Origin of the sequence: Salegentibacter echinorum (assembly GCF_900129445.1) — a bacterium.
Classification (GTDB): domain Bacteria; phylum Bacteroidota; class Bacteroidia; order Flavobacteriales; family Flavobacteriaceae; genus Salegentibacter; species Salegentibacter echinorum.
On record NZ_FQVT01000023.1, the window covers coordinates 1 to 20,291 of the forward strand.

Genomic DNA, 20,291 nt, shown 5'->3' on the forward strand with positions numbered 1-20,291 from the left:
GGGGCTCACCTCTTTCCATTCCGAACAGAGAAGTTAAGCCCGTTAGCGCAGATGGTACTGCTATTTGTGGGAGAGTATGTCACCGCCTTTTTTTTTGAAAGCCTTTGGATTTAGTTCCAAAGGCTTTTTTTGTTTGTAATAGTTTGGTTGGGAGGATCCTGTTTCTGCTTTAGCATTTAAGTTTTTGGGAACCCCAGGGGTAATGATTTCAGAAGAAAAAATGAGGTATTCGTAGTTTAGGCTTCTTTGCTGATCTTCCTTAGTTTTCTATGTAAGGTTTACGGAAACTTTTTTTAAGCAATATCTAATTGCGTTTGGATGTTTTTTAATAAAAATAATCGCATCGATTTCTTAACTTGCGACTATGAAAAATTTAGACCAATACATTAGAGAAATTCCTGATTTCCCTAAAAAAGGAATTAGTTATAAAGATATAACACCAGTGTTACAAAACCCTCAAGCAATGCGACTGGCGGTAAAACTTTTTCTAGAAAAGTTGGGCGGTCAAAAAATTGATAAAGTTGTGGGGATAGAGTCGCGCGGTTTCTTTTTTGCCGCTCTTTTGGCACAAAAATTAGACGCTGGTTTAGTACCTATTCGAAAGTCTGGAAAATTACCCTACACCACTTTAAAAGAGGTGTATGAATTAGAATATGGTAAAGATGTCCTGGAAATCCATGAGGATGCTATAATGGAGGGAGAGAATGTTTTAATTCACGACGATGTCTTGGCTACCGGTGGTACAGCCGCAGCCGCCTGTAACCTGGTTAGGAAATTGGGTGGTAATATTGTGCAATGTAATTTCTTGTTAGAACTTAAATTTCTCAATGGAAGAGCTAGAATTGGGAGCTATGATACCGTTTCTTTAGTGACTAAATAGTTTAAAATTAATAAACTTAATTTGTTTTATGGTGTTAATCAATCTAAGGTGTTTTTAGTTACCCAAAGTTTCCAACCAATTATTGCCATCTGGATTTTACTGGCTTTTTGAAGGTCTAATTGCTTTTTTGAATAGCTGGGAAGCAATTTCTTATTAAGCCGGGATAACATTTTAAAGAATTTCTTTTTCATTTTATTGGCTGGTTTCTTTCAAAGATATTGAAAATGAAATACATGAAAAAGATTATTACTTTTTTCAGTTGTTATCTATTGATATCCTATTAAACCAAACTAATTAGTCTGTTGTTTTTTATAGCCAAAGCAAAAGCAGCCACATAATTATAATGTGCATTATCTCAAGCTTGTCGGGAGTTTGAAATTTTATTGAAAAAAGTTAGTGGGAATTATGACTTCTTAAAAACAGAGTTCTCAATTAGATAAAGTCTAGTTTTTTTTTCTTTTTTATTGCAGGCTCGAAACCATTTCGGCATCTTGTTTTGCAATTATTTCATTTTAATTTCAATCACTCCCGTGTTACCTTCTTCGCCATATTTTTCTAAGGCCGTTTTACCTTTTAATACATTTATTTTAGCGATATCATCAGTATTAATGTTATTAATCTGAAACTCTTTATCTTGCTTTTTTCCGTCTATTACTATTAATGGTTTAGGCTTTATTAATTGCGAGTTTTCTTTTTCAGTACTTAGCTTCGCTTGCTTTGCGTCCTTTTGGAAGGCGTTGATATTTTCGGAATTTTCACTAAGGTTGTTAATCCTAAGTTTTTTAATTCTTTGTAGATCTTTATAGGGGTGGTTATTCTTCCCACTTATTTCTGATTCTTTAGTAATGATAATTATCGCACCATTTTTCGCTTTTTCTCCGTAAATTGCAATGGCGGCTTCTCCTTTTAAAACATTAACACTACTTATTTTTTTTGAATCTATAAGTTGTACAATTTCTTTTGTGCTTATTTCACCGTTTAGAATATAAATTGGATCAACGGTTTGTACACTCGGTTGAGATTCATTTGTCCCCGTATTTTCTATATCCTCTGTAGTAAAACTGTCCTGTTTGAAGTTGCTTTTTGCTTGTGCTTCTATCTTTACATTAAAAATGAGCATAAAAGCTAATATTATAGGTAACACACAACTTATTTTCCAAAAACTAAAGCCTGGGGTTTTATTTTTGTTCAGCATAATGATTCTTTTTTTTATAAATGATTGTTGAAAATTGTTTGTGAGGGGAGCGCTAAAGTTTTTGGTAGAAACTTTTAACATTGCGCGTTGATATTTCTTTTTTTCTGAAGTAAAATCAACCGTTTTCTTATCGGCAATAAATTCTAAATTTTGAGCAATCGTTTTTTTATAATACCAGCTTATCGGGTTAAACCAAAGCATAGCCGTGCAAATATTTGCCAACAAAATATCTATGGAATGATATTGTTGACAATGTACTTTTTCATGAGTGAGGATAATTTCTAACTCTTCTTTGTTGTACAATGCGGGGTTATATACTATAAAATTAAAAAAAGAGAAAGGACTTGTATTGAGATTGGATTGTATAAAGATATATTTTCCGGTTTTTTTATTTATTTTACCATCCCTTGTCACATCGACTTTAATTAATCTTCTAATAGAAAGCAGTTGCAGGATAAGTTTCAACAGAAAAAACGAGGTAAGTAATACATAAATCAATCCGAATATTTCCAAAAAGCCCCAGGAGTTCGCTGCTTCAATGTTGCCGGTATTTTGGGAATTTATAAGGTATTCGTTTATTGAAAATCCTGAATCTGAAACTATTTTCTTTCGTGTAATTTCGATGGATGGGAGCAGCGCACTAATAAAAATTCCGCTTAAAAGAAATTTTCTATTGATTGTAAAATTGGTGTCTTTTCTTAATAAAAGCAGATACACCAAATAAAATGCACTAAGAAGTGCTGCGCTTTTTAGAACGTAGAGCGATAGAGCTTCCATCATTATTGCTTTTTGTCTTTTTCAATGATCTCAAGAATCTCTCTAAGCTCTTTTGCACTTATTTTTTCTTCTTTAGCGAAAAAAGAAACCATACTTTTATAAGAGTTATCAAAAAAACGCTTCGAAGTTAGACTTATAACATGCTTTTTATATTCTTCTTTAGATATAGCTGGATAATATTGATGGGTGTTACCATAGGCGTTATGGGAAACAAAACCTTTCTCTTCCAGATGTCTTACAATGGTGGACACCGTATTGTAATGAAGTTTTTGATTTTTAATTTCTGGCAGTATTTCTTTTACAAAAGCTTTCTCGAGCTTCCATAGAATACGCATTACTTCTTCCTCTTTATTGGTTAATTTCTTCACGTTCTCTGAGTTTCCTATCAAAGATAACTAAAAATTAAGTTATAAGACTACTTTAGTAGTTAAAATTGGAAATTTTATTAAATTAATTTTAGCGTCTAAGATTCTTTTATCTTCGCAAAAAAATATTTTGATGAGTGTAGTTTTTATTCTTGTAGGACTTGCGCTGCTGGTGGTAGGCGGGGAGTTTTTGGTTAGGGCCGCAGTGGCACTATCTTTCAAATTGAATGTATCCCGTATGGTGATTGGTTTAACCGTAGTATCTTTTGCAACATCGGCACCCGAATTATTAGTGAGTTTGCAGGCTGCTATTAGTGGATTCTCAGATATTTCCCTGGGAAATGTTATTGGCTCCAACATTGCGAACCTGGGATTGGTGCTTGGTATTACAGCAATTATTTCTTCAATAGATGTAGATAGGGATTTTTACCGCTTTAACTGGCCAGTGATGATGCTTTTTTCCCTTGCTCTTTATTACTTTTTATACTATGGAAACGATCTCTCTAGATTTGAGGGGGTCCTATTGCTTTTAGGTTTGGTGGTTTATTTATTCTTATTAATTAGAAAATCTCGAAAACACACCAAAGTTGATATGGAAGGAATCGATGATTCTCTGCAACAAACCTCTAATTTTAAGATGATAATTTGGTTAGTTATTGGGGGTGTAGCACTTTGGGGTGGTTCAGAACTATTGGTAGATGGAGCTGTAGATTTGGCAACTTTAATGGGCGTTAGTGAACGGGTAATATCGGTAACTATGATAGCTATAGGCACTAGTGTGCCAGAATTAGCTGCTTCTGTAATTGCCGCTTTAAAACAGGAAAAAGCGCTTTCCCTGGGGAATTTAATAGGCTCTAACATTTTTAATATCGCTTCAGTTTTGGGAATTACTGCAATTATTCAACCTATTGTGATTCAGTCTAATGAAATACTTAGTAATGATATTTTTTGGATGATTGGGATAGCTTTCATATTAATTCCGCTGGTTTTTTTACCCCGGAGGTATGAAATTAGCCGATACAAGGGTGTGATATTATTTGTGAGCTATGTAATTTTTACCGGTCTCGCATTTTTGGGTTAAATTTAAGGGGGTGTATTAAGAAAATTATAAAAAAATAAAACTAACAAGTGATTTTTAGTGGGGTAAGTTTAAAAAAGTTTACATTTGGTGGCATATTTTACAGAAAACAATAAACAACCTAACCAATGTCAACTTTAAGATTTGAAGCATTAAAAGAAATATTTAATCGAAAGCCGATTAAAATAAAAGAGCCTGAAAGAAGGTCTGAGCTTTTTGGCACTAATGTTTTTAACGAAGCTTCCATGCGGCAGTATCTAACCAAAGAAGCTTATAAAAATGTAATGGATGCCATCGAGTCTGGTAAGAAAATAGAAAGAAGGGTTTCAGACCATATTTCTACCGGGATGAAAGAATGGGCGATATCCAAAGGTGCAACGCATTATACACACTGGTTTCAACCACTTACAGGGACTACTGCTGAAAAGCACGATGCTTTTTTTGATACAGAAGGAGAAGCAAACGCCATTGAAAAATTTGGGGGCAGCACTTTGGTTCAGCAAGAACCCGATGCTTCCAGTTTTCCAAGCGGCGGTATTAGAAATACCTTTGAGGCTAGAGGTTATACAGCCTGGGACCCAACTTCACCGGCTTTTATATGGGGAACAACGCTTTGTATTCCTACCATTTTTGTTTCTTATACAGGAGAAGCGCTGGATTTTAAAACACCTTTGCTAAGAGCCTTACAAAGTGTTGATCATGCAGCGACCGCAGTAGCTAAATATTTTGATAAGAATGTTACAAAAGTAACGGCAACTCTAGGTTGGGAACAGGAATACTTTTTAATCGATTCAGCCCTGGCAGCTACACGACCAGATTTAACTTTAGCGGGAAGAACTCTTTTAGGTCACGGCCCTGCGAAAGGACAGCAGTTGGACGACCACTACTTTGGTTCTATTCCAACCCGGGTATTATCTTACATACGCGATCTCGAAATTGAAAGTATCAAACTGGGAATCCCAGTTAAGACCAGGCATAACGAAGTTGCTCCCAATCAATTTGAACTAGCTCCTATTTTTGAAGAAGGTAACCTCGCTGTAGATCATAATTCCCTGCTTATGGATATTATGAGTAAGATTGCTGAAAAACATCATTTTAAAGTAGTTCTTCACGAAAAACCTTTTAAAGGAATTAATGGGAGCGGAAAGCACAATAATTGGTCCCTCGCTACAAATACCGGTACAAACCTATTGGCTCCCGGTTCTACACCAATGAAGAACTTACAGTTTCTTACCTTCTTTATTAATAGTATTAAGGCAGTACATGATAACGAGGAATTATTAAGAGCATCTATCGCAAGCGCATCCAATGATCATAGGTTAGGCGCACAAGAAGCGCCACCGGCAATTATTTCGGCTTTTATAGGTTCACAATTGACCGATGTGTTGGATGAATTGGAAAAAGTGACCGATGGAAAGTTGTCTCCACAAGAAAAAACAGATTTAAAACTGAATGTGGTTGGAAAAATTCCTGAGATCTTATTAGATAATACAGATCGTAACCGTACTTCGTCTTTTGCTTTTACCGGCAATAAATTTGAGTTTAGAGCAGTAGGTTCTACTGCTAACTGTGGAAACCCAATGACGGTAATTAATACTATCGTAGCAAAACAACTGAAAGAATTTAAAGTTGAAGTAGATGAGCTCATTAAAGGAAAGAAGATGAAGAAAGATGATGCCATTTTTAATGTGCTTAGAGAATATATCAAAAAATCTAAAAAAATTCGTTTTGAAGGTGATGGCTATAGTGAAGCCTGGGAAAAAGAAGCTGAAAAACGTGGGCTAAGTAATAATAAAACAACTCCACAGGCCTTAAAAGTTTTAAATTCTAAGAAAACAGTTGCACTTTTTGAAGAATTAAAAGTGATGAATACTATTGAACTGGAAGCGCGTCACGAAATTGCGTTAGAAGATTATACAATGCGCATTCAAATAGAAAGCAGGATACTTGGTGATATCGCGAGAAATCATATTATTCCTACCGCAGTGCGTTACCAAAACATTCTAATTGAAAACGTGGAAGGTTTAAAACATATATACAATGAAGATTTTAAAAAGCATTCTGAAGAGCAATTGGATATTATCGAGTCTATTTCTGCACATATCGCGAAGATAAACTCTGGAGTTAAAAAAATGATTGATGCCAGAAAAGTAGCCAATAAACTAGAAGATATTGAAGAAAAAGCTTTCGCTTATTGCGACGATGTGAAACCCTATTTTGACGACATACGATATCACTGTGACAAATTAGAACTTCTTGTAGATGATGAACTTTGGCCGTTAACTAAATACAGGGAATTATTGTTTACCCGATAATTTCAGTACAGATTAAATTTTTAAAACCACGTGTAGCCCACGTGGTTTTTTTATGATGTAAATATTGCCAAAATATAGCCTTGCTACCCTCGTATAGACAAGCCATTTATAATCGTGTGAATTCAGTAGGAATATATTGATTTTAAGAATATTTCCTACAAAAACATTTTAATATCGAATTATTATATTAATAAAAAACACTTTTTTAATCGAAATATTCCGAATAACGAGTTTTTATAACCTTGTATCGAATAAAACAATAAAATGTAATCTCTTTGTTTAGATTAGCGACAGCTTAGAAGATACCTACCTACTCCAAGTTATTGCCCTATCATATTTTGCAGATAATAATTACGATGCTATACAGCTAGTATATAATAATTTTTATTTATTAATCTTTAATTCTTTCAAGTATGAAAAAAGTTATTTTAGGGACAGCGGCCGTTCTTTGTGGAGCCGTAGCATTTGCACAGAGCAATGAAAGTGCAGTAGATCAAAATGGAAATTCCAATCAAGCCGTTGTAACACAAATAGGCGGGGCTAATCTTTCTAGCATAGATCAGGATGGTGGTGACGTTGGTGAAACTGCCAATCATGTAGCAACGGTTAATCAGGATGGACTTGGAAATTCTTCCGCTATAGCCCAAACAAATGATGACCAAATTGCGGTGATCAATCAAGTAGGTCTTTTAAATTCTTCTGAAGTAGATCAAGATGGCTCATCAAACTCAAGTACAGTAGATCAAAATGGAGTGTTTAATGCCAGTTCTATTACACAGGTTGGCGACGCCGGGAGTATAGAGCCTAACAACGAAGCAGATGTAGATCAAATTGGATTTTTTAATACTGCGGAAGTTAGTCAGGAGGGGACTTTAAACGACGCAACAATTTTGCAAAACGGAGATTTCAACCAGGCATTAATCGACCAGATAGGAACAGAGAATACAGGAGATATTCGCCAATGGGGGAGTGATAATGCTGCATTTCAATTTCAAGATGGAACCGGAAATGAAGCTGAAATTAAGCAGGGTGAAGCATTGACAGGATGGGAAAGTTCTCAATACGGTTTTGGGCAACAGGAACAATATGGTAATGAAAACGAAGCTACCATCGTTCAACGCGGAACAGATCATGAGTCTCTTCAATTTCAGCAAGGCGATAATAACGAAGTGAAATCCTACCAGGGAAATGATGCAAATTTCTCCAGACAGGCGCAAGTAGGAAATGATAATTTTGCCAATACACAGCAATATTTTACCGAAAATATTTCTTACCAGGAGCAAACCGGTAATGAGAACCATGCGGTAACACGCCAAACCGGTGGTGGAGAAGGTTTTAATTTCTCTGTACAAACTCAATTTGGAAACAATAACGAAGTACTACACGCTCAAAACGGATTAATGAATGGAGCTAGCACTACTCAAAGAGGTGATATGCATATGAGTACTATTAAGCAAACCGGTTCTAACAATAGCGCCACTGTTTTTCAAAGTACTGTTCCAAATGTGCCAACACCAGGTCCAGGTGGCCCAACCCTATAATTTCTTAATACATTATGCTTGAGTCTTATTTTCAAGCTGGTATTATACCAAATTAAATATAATTTTAAAGCGGTATGTGTGAATCATACCGCTTTTTTTAATACATTTATAAAGAATTATGAAATATTTGCTATTAAATATTACTTTTCTTTTAATGTCTATGGGCTTGGTGGCACAAGTACAACAGCAAAAAAATAGTGATGTAGACAAAACGCAAATGATGATGCAAACTTCGGCTGTCCAAAAACAAACTGTTTCAAATGCTCCTTCAAACCAGGTTTTTATTGACCAGGTGGGCCGACAAAATAACGCTAACCTCCAAATAACTGCCCGGGAAAGCAATATACAATACAAGCAGGCCGGGATTGGTAATTCTATAGATGTAAGCGTTAACCTGCAATCTTACAACAGCACGGTGAACCAGGTAGGGGATTATAACCATGTTTTTGATCAAATGTGGGATAATGGAGCCAATGCCTCACTTCAATTAAACCAGCAGGGAGAGAACCTTCATTTTGAAAGGTTTGGAAGTAACAGCATAGGTAATAAACTAGAGTTCAATATGACGGGTAATGCCAGAAGTATCATTGTTCGAAATTTTAAATAGAAGCCTAAGATGAGTAGGTTGTTTTTAAATTTTTGCATTTTACTGGGAGTAATTTTGCTTCAGCAGAACGTGTTTGCTCAAAATTTTAATTCTAAAGTAGCGGCTATTATTAATACAAATGATCAAAAGGACGATATTTTAGAGGTAACAGGAATTGCTTTAAATAAGACCGAAGCCAACTTAAGCTTACGTTATGAACTCTCGGTAATCACTTCCAATCCTTCCGCTAAAAATTCTAATTCCTCAAAAAGCTCACAATCTGGCTTTTTTACTTTAAAGCCGTTTGAAAACGAAGAGCTTTCTGTAACTACGGTAAATATTAATCCCGCTATGCGTACCATTATTTTATTATTGATTTATAATGAAGATGATAAAATTTTGGGTACCGCAAGAAAGGTCTATAAAGCCAATAGAAACACTATTACAGAGCTTGATAAAAGTTTGTCTTACAAGAAAAAGAATGAAGGTATACAGCTCTACGGAATGGTAACGGAAAATACCAAGACTAAACCCGGAAAAGATTTTTACGATTTTTTTTATCAGAAATATCAATTAAGTCAGAATCCTGAAAATAAGATTATTCATATAGATGAGATGGTGAGTTTTGGAAGAACAACCAGGATCCTGGTAAAAGTAGATAATACAGTAATCTTTCAATTTTACGCCAGGCCAAAGCTCGATTATTTAAAAAAAATGGCCGATGCTGCGTTACAAAATGTCAATCGATATTTTCAGAATTTAAAACGTCAAAAACAACAAATCACACAATATTAACCTGCATAGAATGAAATTAAAACTACTATTCTTATTTTTCTTTGGAGCTGTAATCCAGGTATCTGCACAGGATTTGGTTTATCAGCCAACGAATCCCGCTTTTGGCGGAAATCCTTACAATTACCAATGGTTACTAAATTCTGCCGAGGCTCAAAATTCTTTTAAGGATCCCGATGCCACTAATCAAAGAGAGCAAATGACCGAACTGGAAAGGTTTACATCCAGCCTTAACAGCCAATTATTAAGCCAGGTAACCCGAAGACTGTTTACAGATCAATTTGGGCAACAGGGGTTGGAAGAGGGTACCTATTCTTTTGGCAGTCTTGCGGTAGATATTTATCCCTCTAATGAAGGCCTGGTTATTAACATACTCGATACCGAAACAGGCGAGCAAACGCAGGTAATTATCCCAAATTAAGGTATTTTATGAATGTATATAAAGTTTTGGCTGTTGCTTTGTTAACAGGCTTGTGCTGGTCTTGTAGCAGTTATTTTAATCAACCGGTAGATTTTCAAAATGCCAGGATTGGTGAAACTTCAGAAGTTACAAAACGCTTAAAACAATTACCACCCCCAAAGGAGAAAGTTGTGGTGGGCGTGTATAATTTTAGGGATCTCACCGGACAATATAAACCAAGCCAGGTGGGGAGTACTTTTAGCACCGCTGTCACACAAGGAGCCACTTCCATTCTTATAAAAGCCCTGGATGACTCTAATTGGTTTACCGCTATAGAGCGTGAAAACATTGGGAATTTATTGAATGAACGAAATATAATTAGATCTACCCGGCAGGAATACCAGGGAAATAAATCTAATGAACCACAACTTCCGCCACTTCTTTATGCCGGTATTCTTCTGGAAGGCGGTATTGTTTCTTACGATACTAATATCATGACTGGTGGTATGGGAGCCCGCTATCTTGGTGTGGGCGGCGCTACGCAATACCGGCAGGATAGGGTAACTATTTATTTGCGGGCTATCTCTACATCGAGCGGAAAAATTCTTAAGAATATCTATGTTTCCAAGACAATTCTATCTCAATCTTTAGATGCGAGCTTATTTAAATATGTAAGCTTTCAGCGTCTGTTGGAGGTTGAAACGGGTTTTACCAGAAATGAGCCAGTTCAAATCGCTGTTAAAGAAGCTATTGAAAAAGCGGTGGAAGGATTAGTAATTGAGGGGATAGAAGATAAACTGTGGTATCCAAAAGGTGGTGAAAACGCAGCTACCGGTTTAATCGCTAATTACAGGGCGGAGAAAGAGGAAGCCGAATTAACCGGGCTGTACAACCGACAAACGGTAAACAGAAATTTTGAAAATGCGATAGGTTTAACCTTAGGGGCTACTTTAATAAGTGGCGACTACTCCGGTGAAGAATTAGCGCCTGCGGTAGGGATTAACTATTCCCGGTACTTTGCCGATGCTTTTTCTATAAATCTAAATTCCAGTGTTTTTGAACTGAAAAATAAATCAGCTTTCTCCGAGCGTTTTATTTCGCTTAATGCAAATGGACAGTTTGATATTTTGCCCAGGGATGAAATAAATCCTTATGTCTTTGCCGGGGGAGGGGTGATCGCCGGACTTAGCAACGAAGATCTACCCGATGATATGAGCAACACCTTGTTTAAACTTCAATATGGTTTGGGGCTCGAGTATAAGCTTACCAACACCTTAAGTCTTAAAGGTTTTGCTGAACATAACATTGTATTGAGCGATGAGCTGGATTATGTAATAGGTGGTAAACGCGATGACCACTATTTTAATTTTGGCGTGGGGATCAATTTTTACTTTGGCAGTAATAAAAAGGCCAACAACAATATAGATAATTAGTAATGAAACCGGCATGATGCCCCGGATGTAAAAAAAATAGCAACACACAGGGAGATGATTATACGCCTGTGATAAATTCCCACATTGGGATTAAAATTATAAACAGATGAGAAAAATCAGCTATATCCTCTCCTTTTTGTTTTTGGCTGTTATTTATAGTTGTAGTGAAGATACTATAGATAATATTTCTACAGGAACAATTACCGGAACCGTTGTAACCGATGGGAATTTTGAACCGGTACAGAATGCAAAAATCTCAACAAACCCTGCAACTTCTACTGTATTTACCGATAAGAATGGAAAGTTTAAAATAGCCGATATTCCGGCAGTAGAATATTCTGTACAGGCGAGAAAAGATAGTTTGTTAACCCAGTTTCAGGGGGCCGAGGTTTTACCAGATGCTGAAGTAAACATCGTTTTCGAAATGAAAACTGAACAATCTAACAATCAGTCGCCAGAAACTCCTAATCTTATTGCGCCCAATGATAATGCTGAAGCCTTGCCAATTGCTTTAGATTTTGTTTGGGAAGCTTCAGATGCTGAAGGGGATGAGCTTACTTATCAGCTAGAAATTAAAAACGACCGAAATAACGAGATACTTAGATTTTCAGAAATCAGCGATACAACCTATCGTGTGGATAGCTTAAAGTATGGGTATAAATATTTTTGGCAAATAAGGGCGAACGACGGCACGAACGAAGATGTTTTGAGCGAGGTGTTTACCTTTAAAACCCTGCAATTTCCTAAAAGCAGAATAGCTTATGCAAAGAAAGTTAACGGAAATAATGTTATTTTCTCCCGTGATCTAAATGAAGAAGAATATCAACTCACTTCTTCCGAGGAAAATAGTTTTAGACCCCGTAAAAACAGACGTACCAACAAAATAGCATTTCTTAGAACAGTGGGAACACAAACTCAATTGTTTACCATGAATTTAGACGGTTCCAATCAAAAACAAATTACCGAAAATATTCCTTTAAATGCTTTTAATTTGAATCAAATAGACTTTTCCTGGGCAAATGATGGTGCCACACTTTACTACCCAAATTTCGATAAATTGTATAAAGTAAATGCAGATGGAAGCGGAACAGAACTTGTCTATAAAGAACCTAATGGCAAATTTATTACTGAAGTAGATGTAAGTGATGATAATAGCCGTATTGCACTACTCACCAACGGGGTAGATGGTTATAATGCTGAAATTTACATCATTGATAAACAGGGCAGAAGAATAAATACGGTAATTGAAAATGAGGCGGGAGCTCTTGGCGGACTTAACATTTCGGTAGATAATAAGCGCGTGTTATATACCAGGGATGTTTCAGGGTTTGAAACCGATGATTATCGTAGGTTAAATTCACAGCTTTTTATTCATAATTTAGAAACCGGTACTACCAAAAATATAAGCACGAATAAAACTGAAGGTACTAATGATCTAGATCCCAGGTTTTCACCCAATGAGGCCGAAGTTATTTTTGTAAATACCAGTAACGATGGGGTTTCGGCGCCAAGCGTACTTGCCACGCAAATAAATCCCGGTAGTAGTGAAGAAGTTAGAACAGTTTTATATGAAAATGCCGTAATGCCAGATTGGGAGTAGCTCATTTTTATAGCAAACTAAATTTTGATAGCTACTGAAGAGAATAGGCAATAGCAAAGATTTGTTAGTAATCTTCCGAATAAATAAATATGAAAAAACAGAATAAATTAGAAATAATTGGACTTATAATTTTAGCAGTTGGTGGAACATTATTTTTGACTGATAAATTCTTAGATATAGAATTCTTGAATTCAGCAATAGAATTTACAGAAATCATTTTATATTCCGGGCTTGGAATTTGGGCGTTGGGATTAATGCAAAAGGAGCATCTAAAAAGGAAAAAATCAACTGGAAGAGTAAATGACTAAAATAAAATCTTTTCAAGAAATACAAGGTTTTTTATCTGTTGGCTATATTTATTTGATTGTTATGGGAATTTTGAACGAAACCCTTTATTACAATCAAATAGGGATTGAATTTCTAAATTATTCTAGCATATTAGATGTTTTAATTAGTCCCATCTCTAGATTAACATCAAGTATCTCAAGATTAGTTATATTTATTGTTATCATCTTTTTTGCTTTTAAGCTTCCAAATATTTTAGCAAAAAATAAGGACAAGAAATGGTTTAAAAAGATTTTAAAATTTGAACCTGAGTTGACAAAAAATGAGATAAAACACTCTCTTCTAAAAACTTTTATGTTTATAGTTTCTCTTGGTTTATTTGGTTTTTATGTGGGTTCCGGACTTGGAAATGGATACAGAATGTCCGAGAAGATAGAAAAAGGAGAAATTGAATTTAATGACCAAATAAAATTTATAAATGGCGATGAATCCAATGTTGAGATAGTTGGGACAAATAGTACCTATATGTTTTACTTGGAAAAAGATAAGAAAACAGTACAAATAACACCAATTAGCGGAATAATTCAAAGCATTGTGAAAAATAAATAAACTATTTAATTGTTTTGATCGTTGCTTATTTGGAAAAGTAGGTAGTAGTTTTTTAGCTTTTTTCTCTACTAAATTAGTTATTTGAACACCCAGCTTACTATTCATAAAAGTAATATTTGAAAATCGTCTTTTCTCTTTAATAATTGCCGCCAAAAATTCTAATCTCATTATCTTTGGGGCTGCAACAACACAACAATTATGAGTGAGGAAGTAAGTAAAAGATATGCCCAGCGCGGTGTTTCAGCAGGAAAAGAAGACGTGCATAACGCCATTAAAAACGTAGATAAAGGATTATACCCAAAAGCCTTTTGCAAAATAGTGCCAGATCATCTTACCGGTGATAAAAATCATTGCCTTATTATGCACGCCGATGGTGCCGGTACCAAGTCTTCCCTGGCTTATATGTACTGGAAAGAAACTGGGGATTTATCGGTTTGGAAAGGGATTGCGCAGGATGCACTTATTATGAATATAGATGATCTCCTGTGTGTTGGCGCTACAGATCATATTATGCTTTCCTCAACCATTGGGAGAAATAAAAATAAGATTCCGGGAGAAGTGATTTCGGCAATAATTAACGGCACAGAAGAGTTGATTGCTGAATTAAAGGAATTTGGCGTAGAAATTCATTCCACCGGTGGGGAAACTGCCGATGTTGGGGATTTAGTGCGAACTATAATCGTCGATTCTACCGTTACCGCCAGGATGAAACGAAGCGAGGTAATAGATAATGCCAATATTAAACCCGGCAATGTGATTGTGGGATTATCTTCTTCTGGAAAAGCTTCTTACGAAAAAGAATATAATGGAGGCATGGGCAGCAACGGATTAACCTCGGCCCGGCACGATGTGTTTTCTAAAGTTTTAGCTGAAAAATTTCCGGAAAGTTACGACAATGATATCCCAAATAACCTTATATATTCAGGGACAAAATCTTTAACCGATGCGGTGGAAGATGCTCCATTAGATGCCGGAAAATTAGTGCTTTCACCCACGCGAACCTATGCGCCAATTATTAAAAAAATCCTGGGTAAATTCAGTAAGAAAGATATCTGCGGAATGGTGCATTGCAGCGGTGGCGCCCAAACCAAAATTCTTCACTTTATTGACGAACTGCATATTGTAAAAGATAATATGTTTCCGGTACCACCTTTGTTTAAGCTGATCCAACAAGAAAGTAAAACCGATTGGAAAGAAATGTACCAGGTTTTTAATATGGGGCATCGCCTGGAATTATATGTAGATCCAAAAATTGCTGAGGAGATTATCGAGATTTCTGAATCCTTTAATGTAGATGCTCAAATTATAGGTAAAGTAGAAGCTGCCAAAGCTAAAAAACTCACTGTAAAAAGTGAATTTGGTGAGTATGAATATTAGGCATCGTCTGGGTTTCTTAATGATTAATAGTATTTATACCTACTGAAGACTGCGACTGTCGATTAGCTGTTGCGGGTTGCAAGTTGCGGGTTATGTGATGCCCACTGAATACTGCGACTGCTTACTGGTTTGATGTTTTGTGATTACTGAATACTGCCACTGCCAACTGGCTGTTGCGGGTTGCAAGTTGCACGTTGGTTTGTTGTTCGTAGTTAGCGAGGACGAAGGACGATGCGGTTAATTGAACTTTGAACTTTGAACTTTGAACTTTGAACTTTGAACTTTGAACTTTGAACTTTGAACCAATTTAGAATAATTTCCGTAGAAAAATTTACTTTCAGCTTCGGAAATCGTAAATTTAACGAGTCTCGAATTTAAATTTTAGCAAATAAAGACGATGTTAAAGCACACTTTATTACTCTTTTAATATTTTAAAAGCTTAAAATTGACTAAATTCGCAAATATTAACCTTAAAATAAGCTTTCAATTAAAGATATGGCAAAGTTTGAACTTAAGCTACCAAAGATGGGCGAAAGTGTCGCCGAAGCAACCATTACCAACTGGCTCAAAGAAGTTGGAGACAGCATAGACGCCGATGAGCCTGTACTGGAAATCGCTACCGATAAAGTAGATAGTGAGGTTCCCAGCGAGGTAGATGGAAAATTAGTAGAAACACTTTTTGAAGTTGATGACGTGGTGCAGGTAGGACAAACCATTGCCATTATTGAAACTGAAGGAGAATTGCCCGAAACAGATGAGACCGATGATGATTTAGAGCTCGATCTTGAAGAGGAGGAAGAGGATTATACAGAAGAATTAGAAGCTAATGTTGCGGCGGCAAAAGAAACAGCCGGCAGCGAAGACTTCTCTGATGCCTCCAGGTTCTATTCTCCCCTGGTTAAAAATATTGCAAAAGAAGAAGGAATAAGTCTGGATGAGCTGGAAAACGTAAATGGTACCGGTAAAGATAATCGGGTGACAAAAGACGATATCCTGACTTATGTGGAAAATAGGGGGAAACAAGATTCAGGGCAAGCTGCACCTAAAAAATCTGCAGCTCCTGCGGCGAATACCAGTAAAATGGCAGAAGCCAAACAAGCTTCAGAAACAGTAGTACCATCTGGGGAAGATGAGATTATTGAAATGAGCCGAATGGGCAAAATGATTGCGCATCATATGGTTGATAGTGCCCAGACTTCAGCTCACGTGCAATCGTTTATTGAAGTAGATGTGACCAATATCTGGAATTGGAGAAATAAACACAAAAACGATTTTCAGAAGAAAGAGGGCGAAAAACTTACATTTACCCCAATTTTTATGGAGGCCGTGGCAAAAGCTATTCGGGATTTCCCATTGATTAACATTTCGGTAGATGGAGATAAGATTATAAAGAAGAAAAATATTAACCTGGGAATGGCAGCAGCACTTCCCGATGGAAACCTTATTGTGCCGGTGATAAAAAACGCAGATCAACTTAACCTGGTTGGTTTAGCTAAAAAGGTAAATGATCTTGCTAATCGCGCCCGGCAAAATAAACTTAAGCCAGATGATATTCAAGGTGGGACTTACACCGTGACCAATGTGGGAACCTTTGGCAGTATTATGGGAACGCCCATTATCAATCAGCCACAAGTTGGTATTTTAGCGCTGGGAGCCATAAGAAAAGTACCCGCGGTTATCGAAACACCCGAGGGTGATTTTATTGGCATACGTCACAAAATGTTTCTATCCCATAGTTACGACCATCGCGTAGTAAATGGTGCTCTTGGCGGACAGTTTGTGCAACGTGTGGCACAATATCTGGAAGGTTTTGATAAAAATAGGGAAATATAAATTTTAGAATATATCAAATCATTGATGTCCGATAAAAATATAACTAATTAGCATGTTCTCTTTTATAGCAAAGCCCAAAAGCGATTTCATAATTATCCACCTTGCTATTAGAAATCTTTACGAAAAAGAGTTAATTGAAGAATATCACTTATGAAAAAAGTTGGATTCTCAGTTAGTTAGAGTTTAGTCTTTTCTCTTTTTTCTTGCAGCGAAGCGATCTTGTTTCTTTACCGGACAATAGTGATATCAAACAAAAAACCGGCCAATAAAGCCGGTTTTTTTGTTTATAAATAAAAGTTTCTGCTATAAATTTTTTACGTAATTGTTTAAAATACTTAAAGCAGGATGTGATTTTGCGTCTTCGGTAGGTTCAAAAAGTTTATCGCTTTTCAGGTCTTTGTAGCCTAGAATTAAAGCTGCTTCGTCATCTTTTAATCTCTTAAAAGCCATAGACCAGTCTGAGAAAGCGCGTTTATTATTAGAACCAGAATCAAGTTCGGTCACGGCGTGGTGACGCTTATCTTTAGCAATTTTTTCAAAGATATTATCTACATGAGCTGCTTTTCCTTCTAAATACTGAATAAAAATTCCATCAAAATAAATAAGCATCCCGGTAACTTCAAGTTCATGGTTATTACTACGTGATTTTTGCAGCAATTCTTTTAGGTCCTTATCGCTAATCACGTGGCTTTGCCTACTTACGTATGTTAAGTATTTAAACATATCTTAAAATAAATCCAGATTGAGAAACCTCAAAGATAAGAAATGAGAATTGTTTTGTTTAAAAGACATTAAAATTGAAAGTTTCAAAAAAAAAGTAAAGCCCATAAATTATAGTATCTTTGTGCATTAAATTATCCCCTTTTTATGGAATTAAACTTAACCAAACCCATTTGTTTTTTCGATCTGGAAACTACAGGAACAAATGTCGCTAAAGATCGTATTGTAGAAATCGCTATCTTAAAGGTTTATCCCAATGGTAATAAAGAAAGTAAAACCTGGTTGGTGAATCCTGAAAGACCAATTCCAAAAGAAGTAATAGCCATTCACGGGATTTCAGATGAGAAAGTAGCCAACGAACCAACCTTTAAAGAATTATCAACTCAAATACACGAGATGATTCAGGGTTGTGATTTGGGAGGCTATAATTCCAATCGTTTTGATATTCCTCTTTTAGTAGAAGAGTTGTTGCGTGCAGGGATAGATTTTGAAATGAAAAATATGGTTGCCGTAGATGTGCAAACTATTTTTCATAAAAAAGAACAAAGAACGCTCGCCGCGGCCTATAAATTTTACTGCGGAAAAGAATTGCTGGATGCGCATAGTGCCGAGGCTGATACTACGGCAACCTATGAGGTCTTAAAATCGCAGCTGGACAGGTATGAAGATTTGCAAAATGACATGAAATATCTGGCCGACTATTCTGCTCGTAAACGTTTTGCCGATTTCGCAGGATTTATCGCTTATAATAAAAAGGGCGAAGAAGTTTTTTCCTTCGGAAAGTTTAAAGGTAAAAATGTAGCGCAAATATTAGAAGATGAGCCCGGGTATTATGGTTGGATTCAAAATGCCGACTTTCCTTTATACACTAAAAAAGTGCTTACCGCTATTAAACTTAGAAAGCTTAACACCAAGTTGAAATAAAATTTTTAATGCAGGCAAAAGTAATTTTTATACTTTTTTGTCTCGCAGTGGTAACAAGCTATGCCCAGTCGCGAGAGATTTCCGGAGAAATTGTTGATGAAAAAACCGGAAAATCCCTGGCGTTTGCAAGCGTGCTGGTAGCAAAAACAGAACAAGGTACATCGGCAGATGAAAATGGTGTTTTTTCATTAAAACTAAAAGATACTGCCAAAACTTTAAAACTTATAGTAAGTAATATTGGGTATGAAAGTAAGGAGGTACCAATCTTAAATAAGGAGCATCTATGCATATCCTTAAATCGACTTATTGAGGAGTTGGAAACGGTAAACCTTATTCGGCCAAAAAATACTAAAAGACACCGGGTGAATTCTTTTAGGTTGGGTAAACAAATAGGAATAGGGAATTTTAGTGGAGGAAAATATCCTTCAACAGTGGCTAGATATTATCAAAAGCCTGAAGATTTTGAAGCTCATTGTTTTATTAATGAGATTAAAATCAAGTTCTTTTCCATTCCAGAAAGGCAATACAAAACTGCTAAATTCAGATTAAGGATTATGGCGGTAGATAGCGCTGGGAAACCTGGTAAAGATATATTGTTTAAAGATTTGATATTGGAAAAACCAAAGACCAGGAATTCATTAAAAGTTGATATGTCGCAGTTTTATATTGAAGTGCCGCAGCAAGGTTTTTTTGTAGCGTTGGAACACCTTTTTATTCAGGAAAATGCTTATAAAGAGGTGCATAATTACCGGGTGAATGATACGATCTATAAAAATGTAGCCACTACGAAATATGCGCCCGTTTTTAAAGGTATTTTAGAAGAAAATGATGAGGATTTTAATTCTTATTATCTAAGTGTGGCGGGATGGCGTAAAATGAATAAGCTAAATGTAGCACAAAAGTTTGACGGGGAAATCCCGGCACCGGCATTTGTAATTAAATTTACCGATTAAAAAAGTACGATTTTGAAGATAATTTGCATAGGTAGAAATTATACAGATCATATTTCTGAATTAAAAAATGAAAAACCCGAAGATCCGGTGATTTTCCTTAAACCAGATACGGCCATTTTGTTAAAAAAGCAACCATTTTTTATCCCAGATTTTTCTAACGAGGTGCACCACGAAGTTGAGGTTTTGGTGAAAATAAAGAAGGTAGGGAAACATATTCAGTCTAAATTCGCTCATAAATATTACGATGAAATAGGTTTGGGTGTAGATTTCACTGCAAGGGATCTTCAGAAAAAATTAAAAGAAAAAGGATTGCCGTGGGAAAAAGCGAAAGCTTTTGATGGGGCAGCAGTCATAGGTGAAAACTGGTTAAATAAAAGTGAAATTAGTAATCTGGATAATTTAGGGTTCAGCTTAGAGAAAAACGGAACTCTGGTTCAGAAAGGGAATACTGCCTTAATGCTGTGGAAAATAGATGAATTAATTGCCTATATCTCGCAGTTTTTTACCTTAAAGATAGGAGATGTGATCTTTACAGGTACGCCTGCCGGTGTGGGGAAAGTGGCTCCCGAAGACCGCTTGACCGGACATATAGAAAATAAAAAAATCTTTTCAATTCAAATTAAATAAT

General features: G+C 36.0%; 20 protein-coding genes and 1 rRNA gene. 17 read left to right on the forward strand and 4 right to left on the reverse strand.

Annotated elements, in window-relative coordinates; genetic code table 11:
• Both rrf and BUA71_RS16595 read left to right on the forward strand, forming a co-directional pair.
• Positions 1-91, forward strand: a 5S ribosomal RNA gene (gene rrf, locus BUA71_RS16590); the annotation flags it as partial.
• Between the two features lie 273 nt (positions 92-364).
• Entirely contained in the window at positions 365-880 is a 516-nt protein-coding gene (locus BUA71_RS16595) for an adenine phosphoribosyltransferase (protein ID WP_072881793.1), read from the forward strand.
• Positions 881-918: 38 nt separating this feature from the next.
• Here the strand turns inward: BUA71_RS16595 and BUA71_RS16600 are convergent, their stop codons facing one another.
• The 3 genes from BUA71_RS16600 to BUA71_RS16610 form a co-directional block, all read right to left on the reverse strand.
• Complete coding sequence (locus tag BUA71_RS16600) at positions 919-1,071, reverse strand: SsrA-binding protein (RefSeq protein WP_072881795.1); 153 nt, start codon at positions 1,069-1,071, stop codon at positions 919-921.
• 311 nt (positions 1,072-1,382) lie between these two features.
• Positions 1,383-2,855: a M56 family metallopeptidase gene (locus BUA71_RS16605; protein WP_072881797.1), complete on the reverse strand. Its 1,473-nt coding sequence runs from the start codon at positions 2,853-2,855 to the stop codon at positions 1,383-1,385.
• Positions 2,855-3,220: a BlaI/MecI/CopY family transcriptional regulator gene (locus tag BUA71_RS16610; protein ID WP_072881798.1), complete on the reverse strand. Its 366-nt coding sequence runs from the start codon at positions 3,218-3,220 to the stop codon at positions 2,855-2,857. The genes BUA71_RS16605 and BUA71_RS16610 overlap by 1 nt, the downstream gene beginning before the upstream one ends.
• Positions 3,221-3,350: 130 nt before the next feature.
• Between BUA71_RS16610 and BUA71_RS16615 the strand changes: the two genes are divergently transcribed.
• The 12 genes from BUA71_RS16615 to BUA71_RS16670 all read left to right on the forward strand — a co-directional run bounded on the left by BUA71_RS16615 (position 3,351) and on the right by BUA71_RS16670 (position 17,066).
• Positions 3,351-4,298, forward strand: a complete 948-nt coding sequence (locus tag BUA71_RS16615; RefSeq protein WP_072881799.1) for a calcium/sodium antiporter — start codon at positions 3,351-3,353, stop codon at positions 4,296-4,298.
• 125 nt (positions 4,299-4,423) lie between these two features.
• Positions 4,424-6,610: a glutamine synthetase III family protein gene (locus BUA71_RS16620; protein WP_072881800.1), complete on the forward strand. Its 2,187-nt coding sequence runs from the start codon at positions 4,424-4,426 to the stop codon at positions 6,608-6,610.
• 413 nt (positions 6,611-7,023) lie between these two features.
• Positions 7,024-8,151: a hypothetical protein gene (locus BUA71_RS16625; protein WP_072881801.1), complete on the forward strand. Its 1,128-nt coding sequence runs from the start codon at positions 7,024-7,026 to the stop codon at positions 8,149-8,151.
• 118 nt (positions 8,152-8,269) lie between these two features.
• Positions 8,270-8,758 carry a hypothetical protein gene (locus tag BUA71_RS16630; RefSeq protein WP_139277119.1) on the forward strand — a complete coding sequence of 163 codons (489 nt, stop codon included), beginning with the start codon at positions 8,270-8,272 and terminating at the stop codon, positions 8,756-8,758.
• Positions 8,759-8,767: 9 nt separating this feature from the next.
• Complete coding sequence (locus tag BUA71_RS17435; RefSeq protein ID WP_083572130.1) at positions 8,768-9,532, forward strand: CsgE family curli-type amyloid fiber assembly protein; 765 nt, start codon at positions 8,768-8,770, stop codon at positions 9,530-9,532.
• 10 nt (positions 9,533-9,542) lie between these two features.
• The gene (locus tag BUA71_RS16640) at positions 9,543-9,950 is read left to right on the forward strand and encodes a curli production assembly/transport component CsgF (RefSeq protein WP_072881803.1); all 408 of its coding nucleotides are present in this window, start codon (positions 9,543-9,545) and stop codon (positions 9,948-9,950) included.
• An 8-nt stretch (positions 9,951-9,958) separates the two neighbouring features.
• The gene (locus BUA71_RS16645) at positions 9,959-11,362 is read left to right on the forward strand and encodes a CsgG/HfaB family protein (protein WP_072881804.1); all 1,404 of its coding nucleotides are present in this window, start codon (positions 9,959-9,961) and stop codon (positions 11,360-11,362) included.
• Between the two features lie 106 nt (positions 11,363-11,468).
• Positions 11,469-12,962, forward strand: coding sequence for a carboxypeptidase-like regulatory domain-containing protein (locus tag BUA71_RS16650; protein ID WP_072881806.1), 1,494 nt, complete (start codon positions 11,469-11,471; stop codon positions 12,960-12,962).
• A gap of 89 nt (positions 12,963-13,051) precedes the next feature.
• Complete coding sequence (locus BUA71_RS16655) at positions 13,052-13,270, forward strand: hypothetical protein (RefSeq protein WP_072881808.1); 219 nt, start codon at positions 13,052-13,054, stop codon at positions 13,268-13,270.
• Positions 13,263-13,856, forward strand: a complete 594-nt coding sequence (locus tag BUA71_RS16660; protein WP_072881810.1) for a hypothetical protein — start codon at positions 13,263-13,265, stop codon at positions 13,854-13,856. The genes BUA71_RS16655 and BUA71_RS16660 overlap by 8 nt, the downstream gene beginning before the upstream one ends.
• Before the next feature lie 198 nt (positions 13,857-14,054).
• The gene (locus BUA71_RS16665; RefSeq protein WP_072881812.1) at positions 14,055-15,233 is read left to right on the forward strand and encodes an AIR synthase related protein; all 1,179 of its coding nucleotides are present in this window, start codon (positions 14,055-14,057) and stop codon (positions 15,231-15,233) included.
• 495 nt (positions 15,234-15,728) lie between these two features.
• On the forward strand, positions 15,729-17,066 hold the full coding sequence (locus BUA71_RS16670) for a dihydrolipoamide acetyltransferase family protein (RefSeq protein ID WP_072881813.1): 1,338 nt from the start codon (positions 15,729-15,731) through the stop codon (positions 17,064-17,066).
• A 303-nt stretch (positions 17,067-17,369) separates the two neighbouring features.
• Here the strand turns inward: BUA71_RS16670 and BUA71_RS16675 are convergent, their stop codons facing one another.
• On the reverse strand, positions 17,370-17,789 hold the full coding sequence (locus tag BUA71_RS16675; RefSeq protein ID WP_072881815.1) for a BLUF domain-containing protein: 420 nt from the start codon (positions 17,787-17,789) through the stop codon (positions 17,370-17,372).
• Between the two features lie 144 nt (positions 17,790-17,933).
• On the opposite strand from BUA71_RS16675, the gene BUA71_RS16680 reads away from it, so the two are divergent.
• Genes BUA71_RS16680 through BUA71_RS16690 form a run of 3 tightly spaced genes read left to right on the forward strand, consistent with a single transcriptional unit; the run spans position 17,934 to position 20,290 of the window.
• Positions 17,934-18,710 carry a 3'-5' exonuclease gene (locus BUA71_RS16680; protein WP_072881817.1) on the forward strand — a complete coding sequence of 259 codons (777 nt, stop codon included), beginning with the start codon at positions 17,934-17,936 and terminating at the stop codon, positions 18,708-18,710.
• A gap of 8 nt (positions 18,711-18,718) precedes the next feature.
• Positions 18,719-19,663 (forward strand): carboxypeptidase-like regulatory domain-containing protein, encoded by a 945-nt coding sequence (locus tag BUA71_RS16685; RefSeq protein WP_072881819.1) that lies wholly within the window; start codon positions 18,719-18,721, stop codon positions 19,661-19,663.
• A gap of 12 nt (positions 19,664-19,675) precedes the next feature.
• Positions 19,676-20,290: a fumarylacetoacetate hydrolase family protein gene (locus tag BUA71_RS16690; RefSeq protein ID WP_072881821.1), complete on the forward strand. Its 615-nt coding sequence runs from the start codon at positions 19,676-19,678 to the stop codon at positions 20,288-20,290.
• Position 20,291 lies beyond the last annotated feature (1 nt).